At 39.9% G+C, this 19,689-nt stretch carries 14 protein-coding genes; 8 read left to right on the top strand and 6 right to left on the bottom strand.

Features of this window, described 5'->3' with window-relative positions; translation table 11 throughout:
* The first annotated feature begins 24 nt into the window (after positions 1 to 24).
* Positions 25 to 1,206 carry an efflux RND transporter periplasmic adaptor subunit gene (locus IO68_RS25990; RefSeq protein WP_023013460.1) on the top strand — a complete coding sequence of 394 codons (1,182 nt, stop codon included), beginning with the start codon at positions 25 to 27 and terminating at the stop codon, positions 1,204 to 1,206.
* 10 nt (positions 1,207 to 1,216) lie between these two features.
* Complete coding sequence (locus IO68_RS25985) at positions 1,217 to 4,360, top strand: efflux RND transporter permease subunit (protein ID WP_023013459.1); 3,144 nt, start codon at positions 1,217 to 1,219, stop codon at positions 4,358 to 4,360.
* A 42-nt stretch (positions 4,361 to 4,402) separates the two neighbouring features.
* Here the strand turns inward: IO68_RS25985 and IO68_RS25980 are convergent, their stop codons facing one another.
* The 4 genes from IO68_RS25980 to msrB all read right to left on the bottom strand — a co-directional run bounded on the left by IO68_RS25980 (position 4,403) and on the right by msrB (position 6,875).
* Positions 4,403 to 5,026, bottom strand: a complete 624-nt coding sequence (locus IO68_RS25980; protein ID WP_023013458.1) for a LysE family translocator — start codon at positions 5,024 to 5,026, stop codon at positions 4,403 to 4,405.
* A gap of 73 nt (positions 5,027 to 5,099) precedes the next feature.
* On the bottom strand, positions 5,100 to 5,939 hold the full coding sequence (locus IO68_RS25975; protein WP_023013457.1) for an AraC family transcriptional regulator: 840 nt from the start codon (positions 5,937 to 5,939) through the stop codon (positions 5,100 to 5,102).
* A gap of 34 nt (positions 5,940 to 5,973) precedes the next feature.
* On the bottom strand, positions 5,974 to 6,459 hold the full coding sequence (locus IO68_RS25970) for a glutathione peroxidase (RefSeq protein ID WP_019384204.1): 486 nt from the start codon (positions 6,457 to 6,459) through the stop codon (positions 5,974 to 5,976).
* Positions 6,456 to 6,875, bottom strand: coding sequence for a peptide-methionine (R)-S-oxide reductase MsrB (gene msrB, locus IO68_RS25965; protein WP_004878830.1), 420 nt, complete (start codon positions 6,873 to 6,875; stop codon positions 6,456 to 6,458). Before msrB ends, IO68_RS25970 begins: the two co-directional genes overlap by 4 nt.
* A gap of 229 nt (positions 6,876 to 7,104) precedes the next feature.
* Between msrB and IO68_RS25960 the strand changes: the two genes are divergently transcribed.
* On the top strand, positions 7,105 to 8,535 hold the full coding sequence (locus IO68_RS25960) for a pyridoxal phosphate-dependent aminotransferase (RefSeq protein ID WP_023013456.1): 1,431 nt from the start codon (positions 7,105 to 7,107) through the stop codon (positions 8,533 to 8,535).
* Between the two features lie 56 nt (positions 8,536 to 8,591).
* Here the strand turns inward: IO68_RS25960 and IO68_RS25955 are convergent, their stop codons facing one another.
* Complete coding sequence (locus IO68_RS25955) at positions 8,592 to 9,476, bottom strand: SEL1-like repeat protein (protein WP_023013455.1); 885 nt, start codon at positions 9,474 to 9,476, stop codon at positions 8,592 to 8,594.
* Positions 9,477 to 9,692: 216 nt separating this feature from the next.
* Between IO68_RS25955 and dnaE the strand changes: the two genes are divergently transcribed.
* The 5 genes from dnaE to IO68_RS25930 all read left to right on the top strand — a co-directional run bounded on the left by dnaE (position 9,693) and on the right by IO68_RS25930 (position 18,071).
* Entirely contained in the window at positions 9,693 to 13,256 is a 3,564-nt protein-coding gene (dnaE, locus tag IO68_RS25950) for a DNA polymerase III subunit alpha (RefSeq protein ID WP_023013454.1), read from the top strand.
* Between the two features lie 13 nt (positions 13,257 to 13,269).
* Positions 13,270 to 14,109 (top strand): RNA methyltransferase, encoded by an 840-nt coding sequence (locus tag IO68_RS25945; protein ID WP_007483540.1) that lies wholly within the window; start codon positions 13,270 to 13,272, stop codon positions 14,107 to 14,109.
* Positions 14,102 to 14,920: a serine O-acetyltransferase gene (gene cysE / locus IO68_RS25940; RefSeq protein WP_004878820.1), complete on the top strand. Its 819-nt coding sequence runs from the start codon at positions 14,102 to 14,104 to the stop codon at positions 14,918 to 14,920. The genes IO68_RS25945 and cysE overlap by 8 nt, the downstream gene beginning before the upstream one ends.
* Positions 14,921 to 15,033: 113 nt before the next feature.
* Positions 15,034 to 15,933, top strand: a complete 900-nt coding sequence (locus IO68_RS25935) for an ABUW_2363 family tetratricopeptide repeat lipoprotein (RefSeq protein WP_004878819.1) — start codon at positions 15,034 to 15,036, stop codon at positions 15,931 to 15,933.
* A gap of 119 nt (positions 15,934 to 16,052) precedes the next feature.
* Complete coding sequence (locus tag IO68_RS25930) at positions 16,053 to 18,071, top strand: esterase/lipase family protein (RefSeq protein WP_031234810.1); 2,019 nt, start codon at positions 16,053 to 16,055, stop codon at positions 18,069 to 18,071.
* A 46-nt stretch (positions 18,072 to 18,117) separates the two neighbouring features.
* Here IO68_RS25930 and ahpF read toward each other — a convergent pair whose 3' ends face one another.
* Positions 18,118 to 19,683, bottom strand: coding sequence for an alkyl hydroperoxide reductase subunit F (gene ahpF / locus IO68_RS25925; protein ID WP_023013452.1), 1,566 nt, complete (start codon positions 19,681 to 19,683; stop codon positions 18,118 to 18,120).
* Between the last annotated feature and the right edge of the window lie 6 nt (positions 19,684 to 19,689).

Genomic DNA, 19,689 nt, shown 5'->3' with positions numbered 1-19,689 from the left:
CAATATTAAGTTAACTATGGAAAGATGGCTTCTCAAACTCCTCAGAAAACTAAGAAAAAAGTTTGGTTTATATTAGCAATCATCATCGTACTTTTAATGATCGGTGTCGTGATTTGGCAAGTTAAGGCTGATAAAAATACAGCCAAAAACAAAGATCAAAACGATAGCAATTTATCGCCTAAGGCCGCATTAACAGTAACGGTAATTCAACCAGAAGTTCAGAACTGGAAGCAAACCTTTACAGCCAATGGAAATATCGCAGCTTGGCAAGAAGTTGTTATTAGTAGTGAGCTTTCGGGACAACGACTAACAAAAGTTAATGTCAATGTAGGCGATAAAGTTCGTCATGGGCAAGTTCTGGCGGAAATCAATAGCGATACGATTCGAGCCGATTTAGCGGCTGCAAAAGCAAGCTATGCAGAAGCACAGGCAGTTTTAGCCGATGCAATTACCAATAATAAACGCATCCAGCAACTTAAAAATACAGGTGCGATTTCTGCACAAGAATCCACTCAATATCAAACCTCGCAAGCGACTGCTCAAGCTCGTCTTGATGCTGCAAAAGCACAAATAGAAAGTAATCAGCTTCGTTTAGCTCAGACTCAGATTGTCGCACCAGACAATGGTGTAATCTCCGCACGTACCGCTACTGTTGGATCACTTGCTCAAACAGGTCAAGAGCTATTCCGCCTGATCAGAGATCAGCGCTTGGAGTGGCGTGCTGAAGTCACTTCTGAAGATTTATACAAGTTAAAAGAAGGCATGAATGCTCGTGTCTTCTCTCCTGATCCAGCTCAACCAGCAGTTTCAGGTAAGGTGCGTATGATTGCTCCTGTGATTGATCCGCAGACTCGTTATGGCTTGGTTTATGTTGACCTACCAACAACACAAGCTGTTCGGATGGGCATGTTTGTAAAAGGCGAATTTGATTTAGGCCAAAAATCGGCGCTCACGATTCCACAGACTGCGTTGCTGTTACGCGATGGCTTTTCTTATATATTTATCGTCGATCAGCAAAACCGTGTCAGCCAACAGAAAGTTTCTGTTGGACGTCGCGTTGGTGATCGGGTTGAAATCTTAGATTTGGCAAATAGTAATGTCAAACTCGTTTCATCAGGCACAGGCTTCTTAACCGATGGTGATTTGGTGACGATCGCTAAAGATATTCCTGAAACACCATTGACCAAACAGCTTGTAACCGAATAGGAGAATTAAAATGAATTTCTCCGCTTGGTCAATCCGAAATCCGATTCCCGGCATTCTGCTCTTCATTATGTTAGGTTTGGCAGGTCTACTTTGTTTTCACTGGATGAAAATCCAACAGTTTCCAGACATTGAATTACCGATGGTGACTGTCACGGCAGCACTTCCCGGTGCAGCACCACCACAACTTGAGACAGAAGTTGCCCGAAAAATAGAAAACTCAATAGCAACCTTACAAGGATTAAGAAATCAATACACTAAAATTCAAGATGGTGTAGTAACTGTCACAGCCGAATTTCAATTAGAGAAACCCTTACAAGAAGCCGTTGATGATGTGCGCAACGCTGTTTCACAAGTTCGCTCTGATCTTCCTGCTGATTTAAGAGATCCAATTGTTAGTAAAATTAATCTATCCGGCTCTCCTATTCTCACATATACCATCCAATCTCCGAAGATGGATGAAGAAGCCCTGTCATGGTTTGTAGACTATGATATCTCGCGTGCGATGCTTCAAGTTAAAGGTGTTGGAGCTGTTTCTCGCGTTGGCGGTGTTACCCGCCAAGTTGAAGTAGAACTTGATCCAGAAAAACTGTTAGCACTGAATGCAACGGCAACAGATATTACACGCCAACTTAGACTAACACAGCAAGATGCTTCTGGTGGTCAAACCAAGATTGGGGGGAGCGAACAATCCATTCGTACCATTGCAACGGTAAAAACTGCTGCTGAAATTAGTGCAATGGATATTGCACTAAGTGATGGGCGCCATATTCGATTAGATCAAGTTGCAAAAATTCATGATGGCATTGCTGAAAGACGCTCCGCAGCACTGTTAAATGGCAAACCTGTTATTGGTTTTGAAATTACTCGCAGTAAAGGTGCAAGTGAAGTCGATGTTGAAAAAGGCGTAATCGAAGCACTGGATAAACTCAAAGCCGCACACCCTGATATAAAAATTACGGAAGCATTTAACTTCGTAAAACCTGTAGCTGATAACTACAAAGGCTCAATGTCACTGTTATATGAAGGTGCAATTTTAGCGATTTTAGTGGTTTGGTTATTCTTACGTGATTGGCGAGCAACAATTATTGCTGCAACCGCTCTACCACTTTCAATCCTACCTGCCATGATTGGTATGTATTACTTTGGATTTACACTAAATACCGTAACCCTACTTGCAATGTCCTTGGTTGTCGGCATCTTGGTTGATGATGCAATTGTTGAAATTGAAAATATCATTCGACATTTGAGGATGGGTAAAACACCTTATGAAGCGGCAATGGAAGCTGCTGATGAAATTGGTCTCGCTGTCATTGCAACGACATTCACCTTGATTGCAGTGTTCTTACCAACTGCATTTATGAGCGGTATAGCAGGTAAATTCTTTGTTCAATTTGGTTGGACTGCTGCGCTTGCGATCTTTGCATCATTACTCGTTGCTCGTCTACTGACTCCAATGATGTCTGCATATATTCTCAAGCCTTGGGTGGGCAAAATAGACACAACTGAAGAAAATCAAGTTGCTTTAAATGACCAAGGAACAACTCGATTAGCCCATGACCGCTCTAAAGATGGACGTGTTATGCGTGGCTATATGAGTTTAGTGACATGGTGTCTAAATCATCGTTGGGTTACCCTGTTCGGCGCGATTGCCTTTTTTATTGGCTCAGTGATGCTGATTCCATTACTCCCAACAGGCTTTGTGCCACCGCCAGATACAGGTCAAACACAAGTCCGTCTTGAGCTAACACCAGGCTCACAATTTGCAGATACGTTAAAAACGGCGGAATATGCGCGTGATTTAATTAAAGATCATCCTGAAATAAAAAGCATTTACACTACGATTGGGGGTGGTGCGGCGGGAACTGATCCGTTTGCGGGTGGTGCATCAACAGAACCTCGTAAAGCAACGCTAACGATCCAAACCACAGAACGATCAGATCGAAGCGCAAGTTTACAAGATATTGAAAATGAAATACGTCAACGACTTGCCCCTGTGCCCGGAGCGCGTATTCAAGTTGGTTTAGCTGGAAATAATAGCCAATACCAACTTTCACTTTCAGGTGATGATCCTGAAACTTTAATGTCAACCGCACGTAAGTTAGAACGTGAATTACGCACGATTCCTAATATCGGTAGCATTACTTCAAGTGCTGCATTGATTCGACCTGAGTTGGTGATTCGACCTGATTTTGCGAAAGCCGCTGATTTAGGTGTAACGACTTATGACATTGCTGAAACTTTACGTATCGCGACGGCGGGAGATTTTGACCAAAACTTAGCAAAACTCAACCTTTCTCAACGCCAAGTTCCTATCGTAATCAAACTACCGTTACAAGCACGTCAAGATCAGGAACTCATGAAACGGCTCATGGTTAAAGGTAGTCGTGGTCCAATTATGCTCGGTACGATTGCTGAGGTGAATATCGAAAGTGGGCCTTCTCAAATTGATCGCTTCAATCGTTTGCGTAACATTAACTTCAACATTGAACTCAACAATCAACCTTTAGGTGATGTTGCTGCCAAAGTTGATCAATTGCCAACGATGAAAAATCTACCACCAACAGTAAAACGCACCAACATCGGTGATGCAGAAGTCATGCAAGAATTATTCTCAAGCTTTGGTTTGGCAATGTTAACTGGTGTACTCTGTATCTATGTCGTTTTAGTTCTTCTATTTAAAGACTTTTTACAGCCAATTACGATTTTGGTTGCATTGCCTTTATCACTCGGCGGTGCATTTGTTCTACTCCTTTTAGCAAAAAGCAGTTTCTCTATGCCAAGTTTAATTGGCCTGATTATGCTGATGGGTATCGCAAGTAAGAACTCGATTCTGCTCGTGGACTACGCGATTATTGCAAGAAAGGAAAAAGAATATTCGAGGATAAATGCCCTATTAGATGCCTGCCATAAGCGTGCACGTCCGATCATCATGACAACGCTAGCAATGGGCGCTGGCATGTTACCGATTGCACTTGGGATTGGTACAGACCCAAGTTTCCGTGCGCCAATGGCAATCTCAGTTATAGGTGGATTAATTACCAGTACATTCTTATCTTTGCTGGTAATTCCTGTGGTATATACATTCATTGATGATATCAATCGAAAATTGCATAGTTTTAGAAAAACCAAGCAGCAACCGATTGAGTCATCGTAATTATTTACTTCAAAAAGACGGTTTAATCACCGTCTTTTTTATTTAGGAAAATACCAGCACAAATATGAAAAAGAGAAAGCTCGTACCAGCGAGATAGTACAAATGATGAATATGCTGATTTAACCATGATAAATAAATATTCGAACTCATGAATTGCACAATACTTAGATTCCAAATCAGTACCAAAAGGACCATCCATGAACAAATCAAAAAGTTTTGAACAAAATTATATTGAGGATAAATCAAGATCACCAAAACGCTATAAAACATCAGATTTTTAGGATTTAATAAACTCGAAAGTAGTCCTAACAGAAAAGACTTGAATAGATTTTCATTCTGCTGAACAGAAGAAGTACTTTCCGATTGACCTCGAATAATCTGACTAAAGCGAGCCGATCGAAAGCATTGAACAGCAAGATATATAAAATAAAATGCCCCTAACCATTTCATCCCTATCAATAATTCAGTTTTTATTGCACCAATAATAAATAAACTGCAATAAACAACCACTAAAATAATGGCATTACCTAACGCAATACCAAAACAAGTCGCTCGTGCTGCAACTTTCTGACTTTGCAAAAGAGTTTTTAAAACTAAAAAGAAGTCTGCCCCGGGCATCAGTAATGCAATGAAATGTGTTACTGCAATGGTCAGAAAAAGCTCCATAGATCTACTCCTAAAAAATCAGGAGCTAGAGTAAAAAAGTGCTGAATTATGTTCTTGTATAAAATTGCGAGGATTACGCTTTTTTAGAATATTGCTTAGGAGTTACACCAGTCAGCTTTTTAAAAACACGATGAAAATGACTCTGATCAACAAACTCAAGCTCATAGGCCACTTGAGCAATATCAGCACCAACTTTCAATCGTTCACGCGCTTGATTGATCTTGTGATTCAGTTGATAGGCATGCGGTGTGAAACCAAAATAATGTTTAAATAAGCGAATCAACGCATAGCGGCTGATTTTCATTTTTTCAGCTAAATGCGTTAAAGATAAATCCTCAACATCTGACTGAAGATGGAGAATTAAATCTGGTAAATATTGCTGAAAATAACCAGAAGAACTTATGCTTTCCCACTCAAAATTCGGTATAAGAATATCGGTTAAAACCTGAATGAGAGATTGTTCTTTTTCGAATAGTGAAATTTTCTTATCAAACAAGATTTGATTTAATTCAGTAAAAGCTTCATAAACTTTAACATGATGAATAATCTTTGGTCTTAGTTTTGGAAAAGGTGTCATCTGCTGAGTACATGTTTTGCCAATTTCCATCTCTAACTCGTTTAACAGCCTCATTAACCATGCTGCATCAAGATGCATCATTTGGTAGCTCCATGCTTGATTGGAGAATGGATTACATGAGTGTTCAACATGTGCAGGAATAACAACGATACTTTTAGCTTTGATTATTTCATTTTTGGCAAAAGTACTTGAAAAACAACTTTGCCCCTCATCAACAGCACCAATTGAAAATGTGGGATGGCTGTGTGATTGATAACATATGCGACTTTGACATGCCCTACGTGTTTCAACATAAGGCATGGCTGGATGAGTCCAAAATTCAACCGTTGAGTCCAAACAGAAACCTCAATTAATTCTGAGATAGCAACACTTACTTTGATAAAGCCTTTTCAATATCAGCTTCTAATGCTTCTGGTTTAGTTGTTGGTGCATAACGCCCTAGAACCTCACCATTGCGTCCAACTAAAAACTTAGTGAAATTCCACTTAATATTACGGCTACCTAAAATTCCCTTTGCCTCTCGTGTTAAATAACGAAAAATAACATGCGCCTCAGGCCCTTTTACATCCACTTTTGCGAACATTGGGAAATTCACCCCATAATTACGCTGGCAAAATGAACCGATCTCTTTATTTGTTCCCGGGTCTTGTCCCCCGAATTGATTGCAAGGAAAACCTAATACCTCTAAACCTTGAGATTTATATTTTTCATAGAGTTTCTCAAGCCCTGCAAATTGTGGTGTAAACCCACATTTACTTGCAGTATTTACAATCAGCATGACCTTGCCTTTATAATCAGCAAGTGCCTTTGTTTCTCCCTCTAACAATTCAGCTTCAAACTGATAAATGTTACTCATGGATAAGTTTCCTCGTCATTCTTTTCTTGTGTTTTAAGTTGTAATGATGCCGAATTCACGCAATAACGCAGTCCTGTCGGCTGTGGGCCATCCTCAAACACATGACCCAAATGTGCCTCGCAATCATGGCAGACTATTTCTGTTCTGACCATACCATGCGATAAATCTTCATGTTCATCAATTGCTGTGCCATCGATTGGTCTAAAAAAGCTTGGCCAACCACATCCACTGTCGTATTTCGTTTCTGACGTAAATAACTCAGCACCACAACAACGACATACATATATACCCTGTTGCTTACTATTCCAATATTGTCCTGTAAATGCTGGTTCTGTGCCTTTTTGACGAGTAATACGATATTCTTCTGCTGATAATTCTCTTTGCCACTCGCGATCCGTCTTATTTACTTTACCCATAACCTGCACCTTTTATTCTGTTGTTAAAGTTCAGGTTTTATATTTACGCCATTCAAAACAAAAACTCTAGTCTCAGATCGTACAATTTCTTATATTTTGAATGCTTAATATTAGATAGCAAATAGTAAGCAAATTAAAAAAATAAAAGTAAGCAAAATTTATTTACTTCATCTTTCAAGTAAGCAAAGATAGTGTTATTCTTGTTCAGCTCGGTTGTATAGGACAAAAAATGTCACAGAAAAAAAGTGTGGTTTTTAAAAATCTTTTACCAACCATCAGGCAATATCAACAATCAGGCTTTACCCATGAAAAGATTGTTGAATTACTGAGAGATCAACACAACCTGAATTTGGTTACAGTCGAAACCTTTAAGAGTTACTTATACCGATATGCAAAGGTGAGCCCTTCTATGTCTAAGAATACTGCTACATCCCACTCAGCTCAAACTACGAGAGAAATTAAAAAATCATCTAAACTTGAGCATGTTTGTTACGACATTCGTGGACCAGTATTGCGCGCCGCCAATGAAATGGAAGAGCAAGGGCATAAAATCATCAAGCTCAATATCGGCAACCCTGCTCCATTTGGTTTTGAAGCACCACAAGAAATTATTAATGACGTTGCTTTAAACCTGCCGAATGCAATTGGTTATACAGATTCAAAAGGTATCTTCCCTGCGCGTAAAGCGATTTGCCAGTATTATCAGCAAAAAGGCATTTTCGATATGCATGTCAATGATGTATACGTTGGCAATGGTGTATCTGAACTCATCGTGATGGCAATGCAAGGGTTGTTGGACGATGGCGATGAAATGCTCGTTCCAATGCCTGACTATCCATTATGGACAGCAGCAGTCAATCTTTCTGGTGGTACAGCAATTCATTATAAATGTGATGAAGAAAACTACTGGTATCCTGATATTGCAGATATCGAAAGTAAAATCACGCCAAATACCCGTGGTATCGTTGTTATCAATCCAAATAACCCAACTGGTGCTGTTTACCCACGGCATGTATTAGAACAAATCGTTGCTTTAGCTAAAAAACATGATTTGATTTTATTTGCAGATGAAATTTACGACAAAATCATTTATGACGGTATCGAGCATGTTGCTTTAGCAGCATTGGCTGGTGATCAACTTTGCATCTCATTTAATGGTTTGTCTAAAGCTTACCGTATTGCAGGTTATCGTGCGGGCTGGATGGCGATTACGGGTGACAAGAAACGTGCAGCTGACTATATCGAAGGTTTAGATATGTTGGCTTCAATGCGCCTTTGTGCCAACCATCAAGCACAATATGCAATTCAAACAGCTCTAGGTGGCTATCAGTCTATTAATGATTTGATTCGTCCAGGCGGTCGCCTCTATGAACAACGAAATATTGCTTGGGAAATGTTAAATGAAATTCCAGGTGTAAGCTGTGTAAAACCTGAAGGCGCAATGTACTGCTTCCCTCGACTTGATCCTGAGATTTATCCAGTAGAAGACGACGAGAAGTTAATGCTCGATTTATTAACTGCTGAAAAAGTCTTATTGGTTCAAGGTACAGGTTTTAACTGGCCAACACCAGATCATTTCCGCGTAGTATTCTTACCTGCGGAGAACGAATTACGTGAAGCAATTAACCGTCTAAGTCGTTTCTTATCAAAGATGCGTTAAAACAAAAAGAGGAAGCTTAAATGCTTCCTCTTTTTTATAACTCTAAATCACTTTGCTTATTGCAACTCATCCCACTGATCTTCATATTGTTGAGAAATCTCTGTGTTCTTGGTTAAACCAAAACCGCCTTTTCCAAACAATCTAGCCAGATCTAATAAGCAATCATTTTCACCTTGCTCAACTGCAAGCTCGTAATATGCAGCTGCTTTCTTATAGTTTTTTGCTACGCCTTTACCCTCTTCATAAATATAAGCAATATTAGATGAGCCTAAACCATTCTCAGCTTCTGATGCTAAAGTAAATAATCTAAGTGCTTCTTTATAATCTTGTTTAATTCCACCTTTACCTTCTAAATAGTAAATACCCAAGTTATTGATAGCAGCAGGTTCGCCTTGTTTTACCGCCAAACGGTAATACACAAGGGCTTTCTTCAAATCTTGTGGAACACCTTCAATACCATCATTATATAAATGACCAAGTTCTGCTTGAGCAATATCTAGACCAGCATCCGCTGACTTTGTCATCCACTCCAAACCTTTTCTAGTATTTACAGTAACACCATCATCGCCATACAGGTAAAGGAAACCGAGATAGTATTGCGCATAGAGCTGACCTTTCTGAGCCGCTTGCGTATACCATTTCACAGCAGTCAGATTATCTTCCTTAACGCCTTCACCATAGTCATACATGTAGCCAACTGAGAAAAGCGCATCTGCATTACCTTTTGCAGCAGATTTTTTAAACCACTCTAAAGCTTTATCAAAGTCTTTCTCAACGTCATAGCCATAGTAATAAGCATCCCCTAAATTATTTTGAGCAACAGCATCCCCTGATTTAGCTTGTTGTACTAACTCCTGACTAAATGCAACTTCTTCAGCATGAGCAAAACCCAATAAACTGCTCGTTAATAATATTGAAAGGACGATATTCTTTAATTTCATTATGTGACTCACTTTGCTACATTTTTATACGAATACATTCTATCTACAAATCAATCTTAGTACATCATTATTTATAAACACTGAAAATTCATACGTTAAATTTTAACTTTTTTTAAAATCATTTACGGCGAACTACGGTTTGCCAAAATATTAGGCATGTCATTTTGGGTTTGCGTGCTAAACTATGCGTTGGTTTGAAAACAGGATATTCCTTCTATGCAGTTTGTTCATCTCGGTATTCATACAGAATTTTCGATCACCGAATCGATTGTTCGCATACCAGATTTGGTCAAAGTTGCAGTCGCAGAAGAAATGCCTGCTTTAGCCATTACTGACCTATCGAACCTACATGCAGCAGTCAAATTTTATGGTGCTTGCCTTGGCAAAGGTATTAAACCGATTATGGGAAGTGTCATTCGCTTAAATGATGCTGAGCATAAAGCAACCCTATTAGCAATGAGCAATACTGGTTGGCGAAATCTCACAGAAATCGTTTCTCGTGGATTTATTGAAGGTCAACAACTGAGTATTCCATGCATTCAAAAAGAATGGGTACTTGAGCAATCAGAAGATTTAATCATTCTTTTAGGCCAACACAGTGATGTTGGCCGAATGCTATGCTCATCAAATCCGCAAAAGGCAGAACCATTATTAGAAGCGTGGATTGAAAAATTTGGTAATCGTGTCTACCTCGCACTCACCCGTACCAATCGTAGTGGTGAAGAGGATTTTATTCAGCAAGCAGTAAAACTTGCAGCAAAATATCAAATTGGCGTCGTTGCGCATAATGACGTTCACTTTGTTGAACAAGATGACTTTGAAGCACATGAAGCACGTGTATGTATTGCTGATGGTTATGTATTAGGCGATGATAAACGACCTAAAAACTATAGTACTGAACAATATTTCAAAACAGCTGAGCAAATGTCTGAACTATTTTCAGATATTCCTAGTGCAATCGAAAACACCTATCAAATTGCAAAACGATGCAACGTTGAGTTACAGTTAGGTACTTATTTCTTACCAGACTTTCCTATTCCCGATGGTTATACCATCGATACTTATTTCGAACATTTATCCCGTGAAGGTCTGGAAGAACGCTTAAATCATCTTTATCCAATCGCTGAACGTGATGAAGACTGGGCTGACATTCGTAAGCCTTACGATGAACGAATTAAGTATGAAGTCGACATTATCTTGAAAATGGGCTTTCCTGGCTACTTCTTAATTGTCATGGACTTCATTCAGTGGGCAAAAAATAATGGTGTGCCTGTTGGACCGGGTCGTGGTTCTGGTGCAGGCTCTTTAGTTGCTTATAGCTTAAAAATTACCGACCTTGATCCACTTCGTTACGATCTACTCTTCGAACGTTTCTTGAATCCAGAACGTGTTTCGATGCCCGACTTCGATGTCGATTTCTGTATCGCAGGTCGTGACCGTGTTATTGAATATGTGGCACAAAACTATGGTCGTCAGGCTGTTTCACAGATTGCAACCTTTGGTACGATGGCCGCAAAAGGTGCGATTCGAGACGTTGCACGTGTCTTGGGTAAATCTTATGGTTTAGCAGATCGCATCTCGAAAATGGTTCCGACTAAACCGCTAGGAGTTGACTTAAAACAAGCCATTGAACTTGAACCTCAACTCAAAGATATTGTCACCAACCCTGCCAACCCAGACAATGATGATGCCAGTGAAATTTGGGAAATGGCACTCAAACTCGAAGGTATTACACGTAATACAGGTAAGCATGCGGGTGGTGTGGTCATTGCGCCGGGTAAAATTACCGATTACTCTGCCGTGCTGTGTGATGCAGATGGTACTAACCGTGTTGCACAATACGATAAAGATGACGTTGAAGCTGCGGGTCTAGTTAAGTTCGACTTCTTGGGTTTGCGTAACTTAACTGTAATTGAAGATGCGGTTCAAAATATCAATAAGCGCATCAAATCCGAAGTACCACTCAATATTTCCAATGTACCTTTAGATGATAAAGATGCATACTTAGTCTTTGCTGAAGCCAATACAACCGCGGTATTCCAGTTTGAATCCGTCGGTATGAAAAAAATGCTGAAAGAAGCAAGGCCAAGCAAATTCGAAGAAATTATTGCATTCGTATCCTTATACCGTCCGGGTCCGATGGATCTAATCCCCGACTTCATCCATCGTATGCATGGTGGAGAGTTTGAATACCTACACCCTTTACTAGAAGGTGTTCTTGAACCTACTTACGGGATCATGGTTTACCAAGAGCAGGTAATGCAGGCAGCTCAGTTCTGCGCGGGTTACACGCTTGGTGGTGCGGATTTACTTCGTCGTGCAATGGGTAAGAAAAAACCTGAAGAAATGGTGAAACAACGCCAAATCTTTATTAAAGGTGCTGCTGAAAAAGAGATTGACGAAGCCACTGCCAACCATATTTTCGACTACATGGAAAAGTTTGCAGGTTATGGCTTTAACAAATCCCATGCCGCCGCGTATGCACTGGTTGCCTACCATACAGCTTGGTTAAAAGCGCATTATCCAGCTGAATTTATGGCTGCGGTGATGTCATCGGAAATGCAAAACACTGATAGTGTCGTGTTCTTGATTGATGACTGCCGTAATAACAAATTAGAAGTGCTTCCACCCTCTGTGAATATGTCGCTCTATCATTTCCATGCAAGTGATGAACAAACGATTGTTTATGGTTTAGGCGCGATCAAAGGCGTTGGTGAGCAAGCTATGCAATCTGTGATTGATTCACGGATTAATGACGGACCTTATAAAGATCTATTTGATTTCTGCCATCGTATTGACCTTAAAAAAATCAATAAACGTACCCTTGAAGCACTTATTCGAGCAGGTGCATTGGATTGTCTTGGTATCGAACGCTCAAGTTTAATGGCGCAACTTCCTGAAGCTGTTCAAGCAGCTGAACAAGCACGGAGCAATCGTGAAACAGGTATCATGGACCTGTTTGGTGAAGTTGAAGAAGTCCAACGTAAACATGCTAAACCCGTAAAACCATGGTCAGATGAAGTTCGCTTAAAAGGTGAAAAAGATACACTCGGTTTGTATTTAACAGGTCATCCAATTGATGTTTATCGTTCTGAATTAAAATCATTTATTCCTGCAAAACTCAATGAAGTCACACCGACACGCCGAGGTGTAACGACAGTATTTGCTGGTTTAGTACTAGATGTCGCAAACTTCCCAAATCGCATCATGATCACGCTTGATGATGGTACAGCGCGTATTGAAGTCAGTTGTAATCATGAACGCTTCCAACGTTACAAAGATATTGTTCGCTTAGAGCAGGTTGTGGTCATTGAAGGTGAAATCTACGAGCGTGAAGGCTTTGATCGCCCGATGGCTAGATTAAGCAAAGCCTTTAACTTAAATGAAATTCGCCAAAAGCGTGCGCAAAGCATTCAAATTCGTTTGCCAAATGATTTAATGACCAAGACATTAGCCAAAGATTTACAAAATATGCTGCTACCTTATTGCAATGTCGATATGTGCCAACATATCGGCATACATATACAAGTAGAGCAAAGTTTTGCAACGGCTGAATTACATCTAGGCCCTCAATGGAAAGTTGCACCACTAGATGAATTACTGGGTAAATTACGTGATTATTTTGGTAAAGAAGCAATTCACATCGAATACCAAGTCAAATCAAAAGCGGCTAAAGCGGTTGAAACACCCAAAGTCAGTGTTGTTGCCCCACCGCCTGCAAATATGTCAATGGATGAAGCTTTAGATCTTTATCAAGCCGAAGTCTCTCAATACTCTTAATTTTGGATAATATATGAATCAGTTTGACCAAAATAATGTGTCCAAACATTTGGAGCATGTGCGTATTGTGATGGTCAATACGACACTTCCTGCAAATATTGGTAGTGCATTACGTGCGATGAAAACGATGGGTTTATCAAACCTTGTTCTCGTTGCACCGAAAACTTATCCGCATCCAGACATTGATGCACTTGCTGCTGGTGCCCAAGATCTGATCGAAAAAATTGAGATCGTTGAGACTTTAGAGCAAGCCATCCAAGACTGCCACATTGTTTTTGGTACAAGTGCCCGCAGTCGTACCATTCCTTGGCCTTTATTGGACGTGCGCCCTGCTGCAACAGAAGCATTACAAGCTGCAAGTAAAGATCAAAATATTGCAATTGTGTTTGGTCGCGAAGATCGTGGACTGACCAATGAAGAACTCGCATTGGCAAACTATCATTTAACTATTCCAGTGAATCCTGAATATGGTGTATTAAACGTTGCACAAGCAATTCAAGTGGTTTGCTACGAATTGCGTATGGCAGCTTTAGAACAAAATCAATCTAATACTGAGATTCCAAATGACCACATGCAGCTTAAACAACAGCAAAGCATGGAATGGGATGAACCTCTAGTCACCCAACAACAGATGGAAGAATTTTACCCACATCTTGAGAAGATGTTGACTGATATCGAGTTTCTAGATCCAAATAACCCGCGCTTACTCCCTTTACGTTTGCGTCGTTTATTTGGCAGAATACAATTAGATCGTATGGAATATCATTTACTACGTGGTATTTTCAGTCGTGCACAAGCATTAGCCAACGGCTCATGGAAAAAAACTAACAAGGAGGATCATTCTCATGATTAAACAGCTTAAAGAAGATATCGAAGCTGTATTTGCGCGTGATCCTGCTGCTCGAAATACACTTGAAGTTTTAACAACCTATCCAGGAATTCATGCGCTGATTATGCATCGTATGGCACATGAGCTCTGGAAAAAAGAATATAAAGGTACGGCACGTTTACTTTCCTCTTTTAGCCGATTTGCAACAGGTATCGAAATCCATCCCGGTGCAAAAATTGGAAAACGTTTCTTCATTGACCACGGCATGGGTGTCGTCATTGGTGAAACTGCTGAAATTGGTGATGACGTAACGCTTTATCATGGTGTGACGCTGGGTGGTACAACATGGAATAAAGGCAAACGACATCCAACACTTGAAGATGGCGTGGTTGTAGGCGCTGGTGCGAAAATACTAGGACCATTTACAGTGCATAAAGGTGCAAAAGTTGGTTCAAATGCTGTCGTTACCAAAGAAGTCCCTGAAGGTGTAACTGCTGTTGGTAGTCCTGCACGTTATATTTTCAAAGAGCAAGCAACAACTGAACAAACAGAACAAGAGGCACGCCGCCGTGATTATGCAGCGACTATTGGCTTTGAACCTTATGCCACTACACAAGACCAATCTGATCCAATTTTGGAAGGTATTCGTGTTTTACTCGATCGTATGCAACAAAATGAGAAGCGTATGACAACACTCTGCCAACGTCTTTCTTTGCTTGATCCAACCTTTAAAGGACAAAGCTCAAAAACTCAACCATTTAGTAAAGAAGAACTCAAGATCATTGATGAACTACGTCGTGAATGTGAGGCACAGAGTAAAACTTCAGCAACATAATACAATTTATAAAAAATGTAACATGCTTCTCATTGCAAGTTGGTTTTGCTTTTCCTAGACTGGTAAAACCAACGATCTACCTCTCATTTAACTAAAATTAATGGATGTAAAGCATGAATTTTAAGCCTTTGGCACTACTTGTACTTTCAACCTCTGTTTTGACGGCATGTGGTATCGCTCCCACTAAAAAGGACAAGGCAACCGAACCGTTCGTTTTTAAAGAGCCAGAACCTACTGCACCATTTTATGCTTTAAATCCAACCAACTATGATGCGCCTCCAAGTTTTGAAGTTGCACTCAAAGATGCCTCTGCACAACCTGTAACAAAAATGGTAGTTTCTCTACAAAACGATCCATCAAAATCTGCAACTTTAGATATCAATAAACTCATAGTACCAACGATTGATAGCAAAGAACGCAACATGAAATATGCTGTTCTCGCGGGTGAGAATGAAGTTGATGTCACTGAAATCGATGATTTCTTACAACTTGTTGAAGGTAAAGCTCGTCATTACCCACCTCGCTTCCCTGATCGCCAAGAGCGCAAAGGCTACGAAGTAAAATTGAAAGAAATCACTCAAAAACTTGATGCTTTAGCGGAAAAGCCAAATGCTTCTCTGGATGTTCTCACACGTGCATTTAAAGCGAGCGTTATGGCGCGTAATTTAGACTTAGGTACGTCATACACATCGAAGTCTTTGAATTATGCACAACGTATTTTAGCGATCAAACCAAATGATCCTGAAACAAATTTCTGGTTTGGTTTCGGTCTATCTGAAGGCGGTGGTCAACGTGAAGCCATTCCTTACTTAGACAAAGCAATTAAAGGTGGTGTTCAAGAAGCTTACCTTTCTGCTGCAAATAACTATTTATGGTTAGAGCAAAAGAAAAATGCAATTCAAACGTTAAAGAACTACAAGATCAATTACCCTGATGAAGCAGAAGTAACCGACCGTTTAATCAAAGAAGTTGAATCTGGTAAACGCTGGAACGTTTGGCAAGTTCTGAACTAATTTGCATCCTTTTTTGTAAAAATAGACCGTTTTTTCACGGTCTATTTTTTATGTACATTGAAAAAGCGATTAAATTTCGTATCATAACCATAATCTTTGTGCATATTTATAGAATTCTAATGCCTGCATTCAAGCCAAATTATCGTCTCTTCGCCCTCACAATACTGAGCACAATCGTAATGAGTGGTTGCCAAGTTGTTAGTCTCAAACAACAGGCATTAAATGTCACAATCGCCAACGAACGTAATAGTATCTTAACTCAGAAAAAACTGAGTGAAGCCAGCCTGAATGTTCTTTCGATGTCTGGTAAAGAATCAAAAGTCTGTATGCAGAATCCAGATCAATGTATTGCTGATCTACATAAGATTCCAGAAATTATTGATGAGCAATTGCTCTCTACAGCGAGTGAGTTGTATCTTGCTAAATCTAAACTTCTATCTGAATCATCAGAATGTAAGGTAAGTAAATTAAGTAAACATAAATCTGATGATGAACAAAAGATTATTCAGCAAAACTATGAAAAATGTATTGATCAAGAACTAGAAGCATTAGATAAAAGTCTGCGCTATAGCTATGCTTATCTATTTAAAACCTCGCGCCAACCGCAAGAACGAATTTTTGATAACAGACAAGTTCAGATTAGAGATTTCTATAACCAAGCACTTACACAGCTGGTAAATGTCTATAATTTGAGAACACCCTCTCAAGATATTGCACCAACCATAAAAATTGGTAAAAGTACCTACACCATTGATATACAAGCTTATCAACGACTGCAAAATATGAAATTAGAGAAGTTTATCTCTAGTTATAATATGAACTTTTCTGGTTTACGTGCGATCAATCGTCGAGATGGTTTTGGTTCAGATTTCGTTGCAGTATTTCCAGCGAGTGACCCATCAAAATTAGAAAATAAATACATTCTTGATCCTCTCACCTATCATTATCCGAAAGGAATCAATCCAAATATTCATAAAGCCCGCTATTTAGCAGCCACCATTATTGCGCAACCGAAAAAGAGAACTGCAACAGTTGACGATGTTTTAAATAGTCCCAATTTCGAAATTAAAGTTTATGATCCCTACAGTGTAGATAAAGTTGATATTGCTGGAAAAACATACTCTCTCGCTGCAAATTTCTCAGCACCCTATGGGCTTTGGCTTGCAGAAAATAACTTAGGTGCTGCGGCCTATTTAACCTTGATTGATCGTGATCAACGTTTAACTATGCCTCATTTATATATGCTCGAACCGTATAATCCGAATAAAAAAGTGATTGTATTGGTACACGGTTTGGCCAGTAGCCCTGAAGCATGGATTGCTGTGACCAATGACATAATGGGTGATCCTGTTTTACGTGAGCACTACCAAGTTTGGCAAATTTTTTATTCTACCAATATGCCAATTTTAGAAAGTCGCTTTCAAATTTATGCATTGCTCAAACAAGCTTTTGCATCACTAAACCCCAAAGATCCGGCAGCTAAAGATTCTGTGCTTATTGGACATAGTATGGGCGGAATCATCAGCCGATTGCTGGTCAGTGATGCAGACATATCAAAACAAGCACTCGCAATGATGAGCAATCGTCAGCAAACACGTTTAAGAAAACATCCTGTGATTGGTGAACGCTTGAAAATGGAACCAATTACAAACTTTGATCGTGCGATTTTCCTCGCTGCACCGCATCGTGGTACAGACTATGCCGATCGATGGTTTACCTTAGCAGCACGTAAAATTATTAAACTTCCTGCAACTTTCTTAACTACGTTAGCAGATACATTAACCAGTGATGATGTTGATCTAAAAGATTTCGTGAAAACACTCACTAATGATGTCATTCAAAATGGACCAAGTGATCTCAGTAAAAAATCTAAATTTATGGAGCTTACCGCTGATATTCCACCGGAAAAAGGCTTGGTGTTCCACTCTATCATGGGCAACATTACCAAAAGTGATGATCCAAATGTGATCACAGATGGAATTGTGACTTATAAAAGCGCTCATTTAGATGGTGCTGTTTCAGAAAAAATACTTCCAGGTGGACATTCAATTCAAGAAACACCAGCTGCAGTTTTAGAATTGCGTCGTATTTTACGCCAACACTTGGTTGATCATGGTTTGTATAAACCAAAAAATTAAGTATAAAAAAGCCCCAATAAATTGGGGCTTTTTTATATCAGTTGATTTATACGCCTGAACGAATCATGTAATCAAAAGCAGAGAGAGAAGCCTTCGCACCTTCACCTGTTGCGATGATAATTTGCTTGTAAGGTACAGTCGTACAGTCACCTGCAGCAAATACACCTTTAACATTGGTTTCGTTACGATCATTGATCACGATCTCACCACGATTGCTGAGTTCAACCGCACTGTTCTTCAAGAAATCTGTATTTGGTAATAAACCAATTTGTACAAAGATTCCAGCAAGCTCGACAGTGTGTTCTACATCAGTCGCACGGTCTTTATATTTCAATGCTGTGACTTGAGCACCATCACCCACCACTTCTGTACTTAATGCATTCATGATCACAGTGGTGTTTGGTAAGCTATTTAACTTATCTTGCAAGACTTGGTCTGCACGAAGTTTGGTATCAAACTCAACCAAAGTCACATGCTCAACAATCCCAGCTAGGTCAATCGCTGCTTCAACACCAGAATTACCACCGCCAATCACAGCAACACGTTTACCTTTGAATAATGGGCCATCACAGTGTGGGCAGTACGCCACACCACGAGTACGGTATTCTGCTTCACCTGGCACATTCATTTCTCTCCAACGTGCACCTGTTGATAGAATGATGGTCTTTGATTCAAGCTTAGCACCATTCTCAAGTTCAACTTCAACCAAACCATTGGCTGTTTGATCTGCACCAGTGATTTTGCTGACGCGTTGCAAGTTCATGATGTCAACGCCATATTCACGTACATGCGCTTCCATATCTTGCGCAAACTTCGGACCAACCGTTTTTTGAACCGTGGTAAAGTTTTCAATATCCATGGTATCCATCACCTGACCACCAAAGCGCTCAGCCACGATACCTGTTTTGATGCCCTTACGTGCTGCATAGATCGCCGCTGTACCACCTGCAGGACCACCACCAATCACCAATACATCAAATGCATCCTTGGCATTGATTACAGCAGCATCTTTCTCAGCAGAGTTAGTATCTAACTTAGCCACGATTTCTTCCAAAGTCATACGACCTTGACCGATATGCTGATTGTCTTGGAATACCATGGGCACTGCCAAGATTTTGCGTTCTTCAACTTCATCTTGGAAGAAAGCACCATCAATCATGGTCGCCGTGGTATTTGGATTATTAATCGCAATTAGGTTTAATGCTTGCACCACATCTGGACAGTTATGACAGCTTAAAGATACAAACACATCAAAGTTTGCAGTTAAATTTAAGCCTTTGATTTGAGTTAAAACTTCATCAGAGACTTTTGGGGCATAACCTGATACTTGTAATAAAGCCAAGATCAAAGAGGTAAACTCATGTCCCATTGGTAAGCCAGCAAAGAACACACGAGGTTGTTCGCCTGCTTTAGCCACACCGAAACTAGGACGGCGAGCGTTTGAACCGTCAAAACGCGCCGTAACTTGATCAGAAAGTTCAGCAATCTCAGTTACCAGTTCTTTGATTTTTTCTGCTTTATCCGAGTCATCTAAAGCAGCAACCAACTCGATTGGACTTTCTAAACGTTCTAAGTAAGCTTTTAATTGAGTTTTAATATTTTGATCTAACATGTATTT

The organism is Acinetobacter sp. COS3 (assembly GCF_000475335.1).
GTDB lineage: Bacteria > Pseudomonadota > Gammaproteobacteria > Pseudomonadales > Moraxellaceae > Acinetobacter > Acinetobacter venetianus.
The sequence above is the reverse complement of the archived record's forward strand: the minus strand, read 5'-3'. Positions and strand labels throughout refer to the sequence as shown.

Excerpts from the sequence above, each read along its gene's own strand:
- IO68_RS25990 (WP_023013460.1), top strand. The coding sequence starts at position 25 with ATGGCTTCTCAAACTCCTCAGAAAACTAAGAAAAAAGTTTGGTTTATA.
- IO68_RS25985 (WP_023013459.1), top strand. The coding sequence starts at position 1,217 with ATGAATTTCTCCGCTTGGTCAATCCGAAATCCGATTCCCGGCATTCTG.
- IO68_RS25980 (WP_023013458.1), bottom strand. The coding sequence starts at position 5,026 with ATGGAGCTTTTTCTGACCATTGCAGTAACACATTTCATTGCATTACTG.
- IO68_RS25970 (WP_019384204.1), bottom strand. The coding sequence starts at position 6,459 with ATGAGTAACATTTATCAGTTTGAAGCTGAATTGTTAGAGGGAGAAACA.
- msrB (WP_004878830.1), bottom strand. The coding sequence starts at position 6,875 with ATGGGTAAAGTAAATAAGACGGATCGCGAGTGGCAAAGAGAATTATCA.
- IO68_RS25960 (WP_023013456.1), top strand. The coding sequence starts at position 7,105 with ATGTCACAGAAAAAAAGTGTGGTTTTTAAAAATCTTTTACCAACCATC.
- IO68_RS25955 (WP_023013455.1), bottom strand. The coding sequence starts at position 9,476 with ATGAAATTAAAGAATATCGTCCTTTCAATATTATTAACGAGCAGTTTA.
- dnaE (WP_023013454.1), top strand. The coding sequence starts at position 9,693 with ATGCAGTTTGTTCATCTCGGTATTCATACAGAATTTTCGATCACCGAA.
- IO68_RS25945 (WP_007483540.1), top strand. The coding sequence starts at position 13,270 with ATGAATCAGTTTGACCAAAATAATGTGTCCAAACATTTGGAGCATGTG.
- cysE (WP_004878820.1), top strand. The coding sequence starts at position 14,102 with ATGATTAAACAGCTTAAAGAAGATATCGAAGCTGTATTTGCGCGTGAT.
- IO68_RS25935 (WP_004878819.1), top strand. The coding sequence starts at position 15,034 with ATGAATTTTAAGCCTTTGGCACTACTTGTACTTTCAACCTCTGTTTTG.
- IO68_RS25930 (WP_031234810.1), top strand. The coding sequence starts at position 16,053 with ATGCCTGCATTCAAGCCAAATTATCGTCTCTTCGCCCTCACAATACTG.
- ahpF (WP_023013452.1), bottom strand. The coding sequence starts at position 19,683 with ATGTTAGATCAAAATATTAAAACTCAATTAAAAGCTTACTTAGAACGT.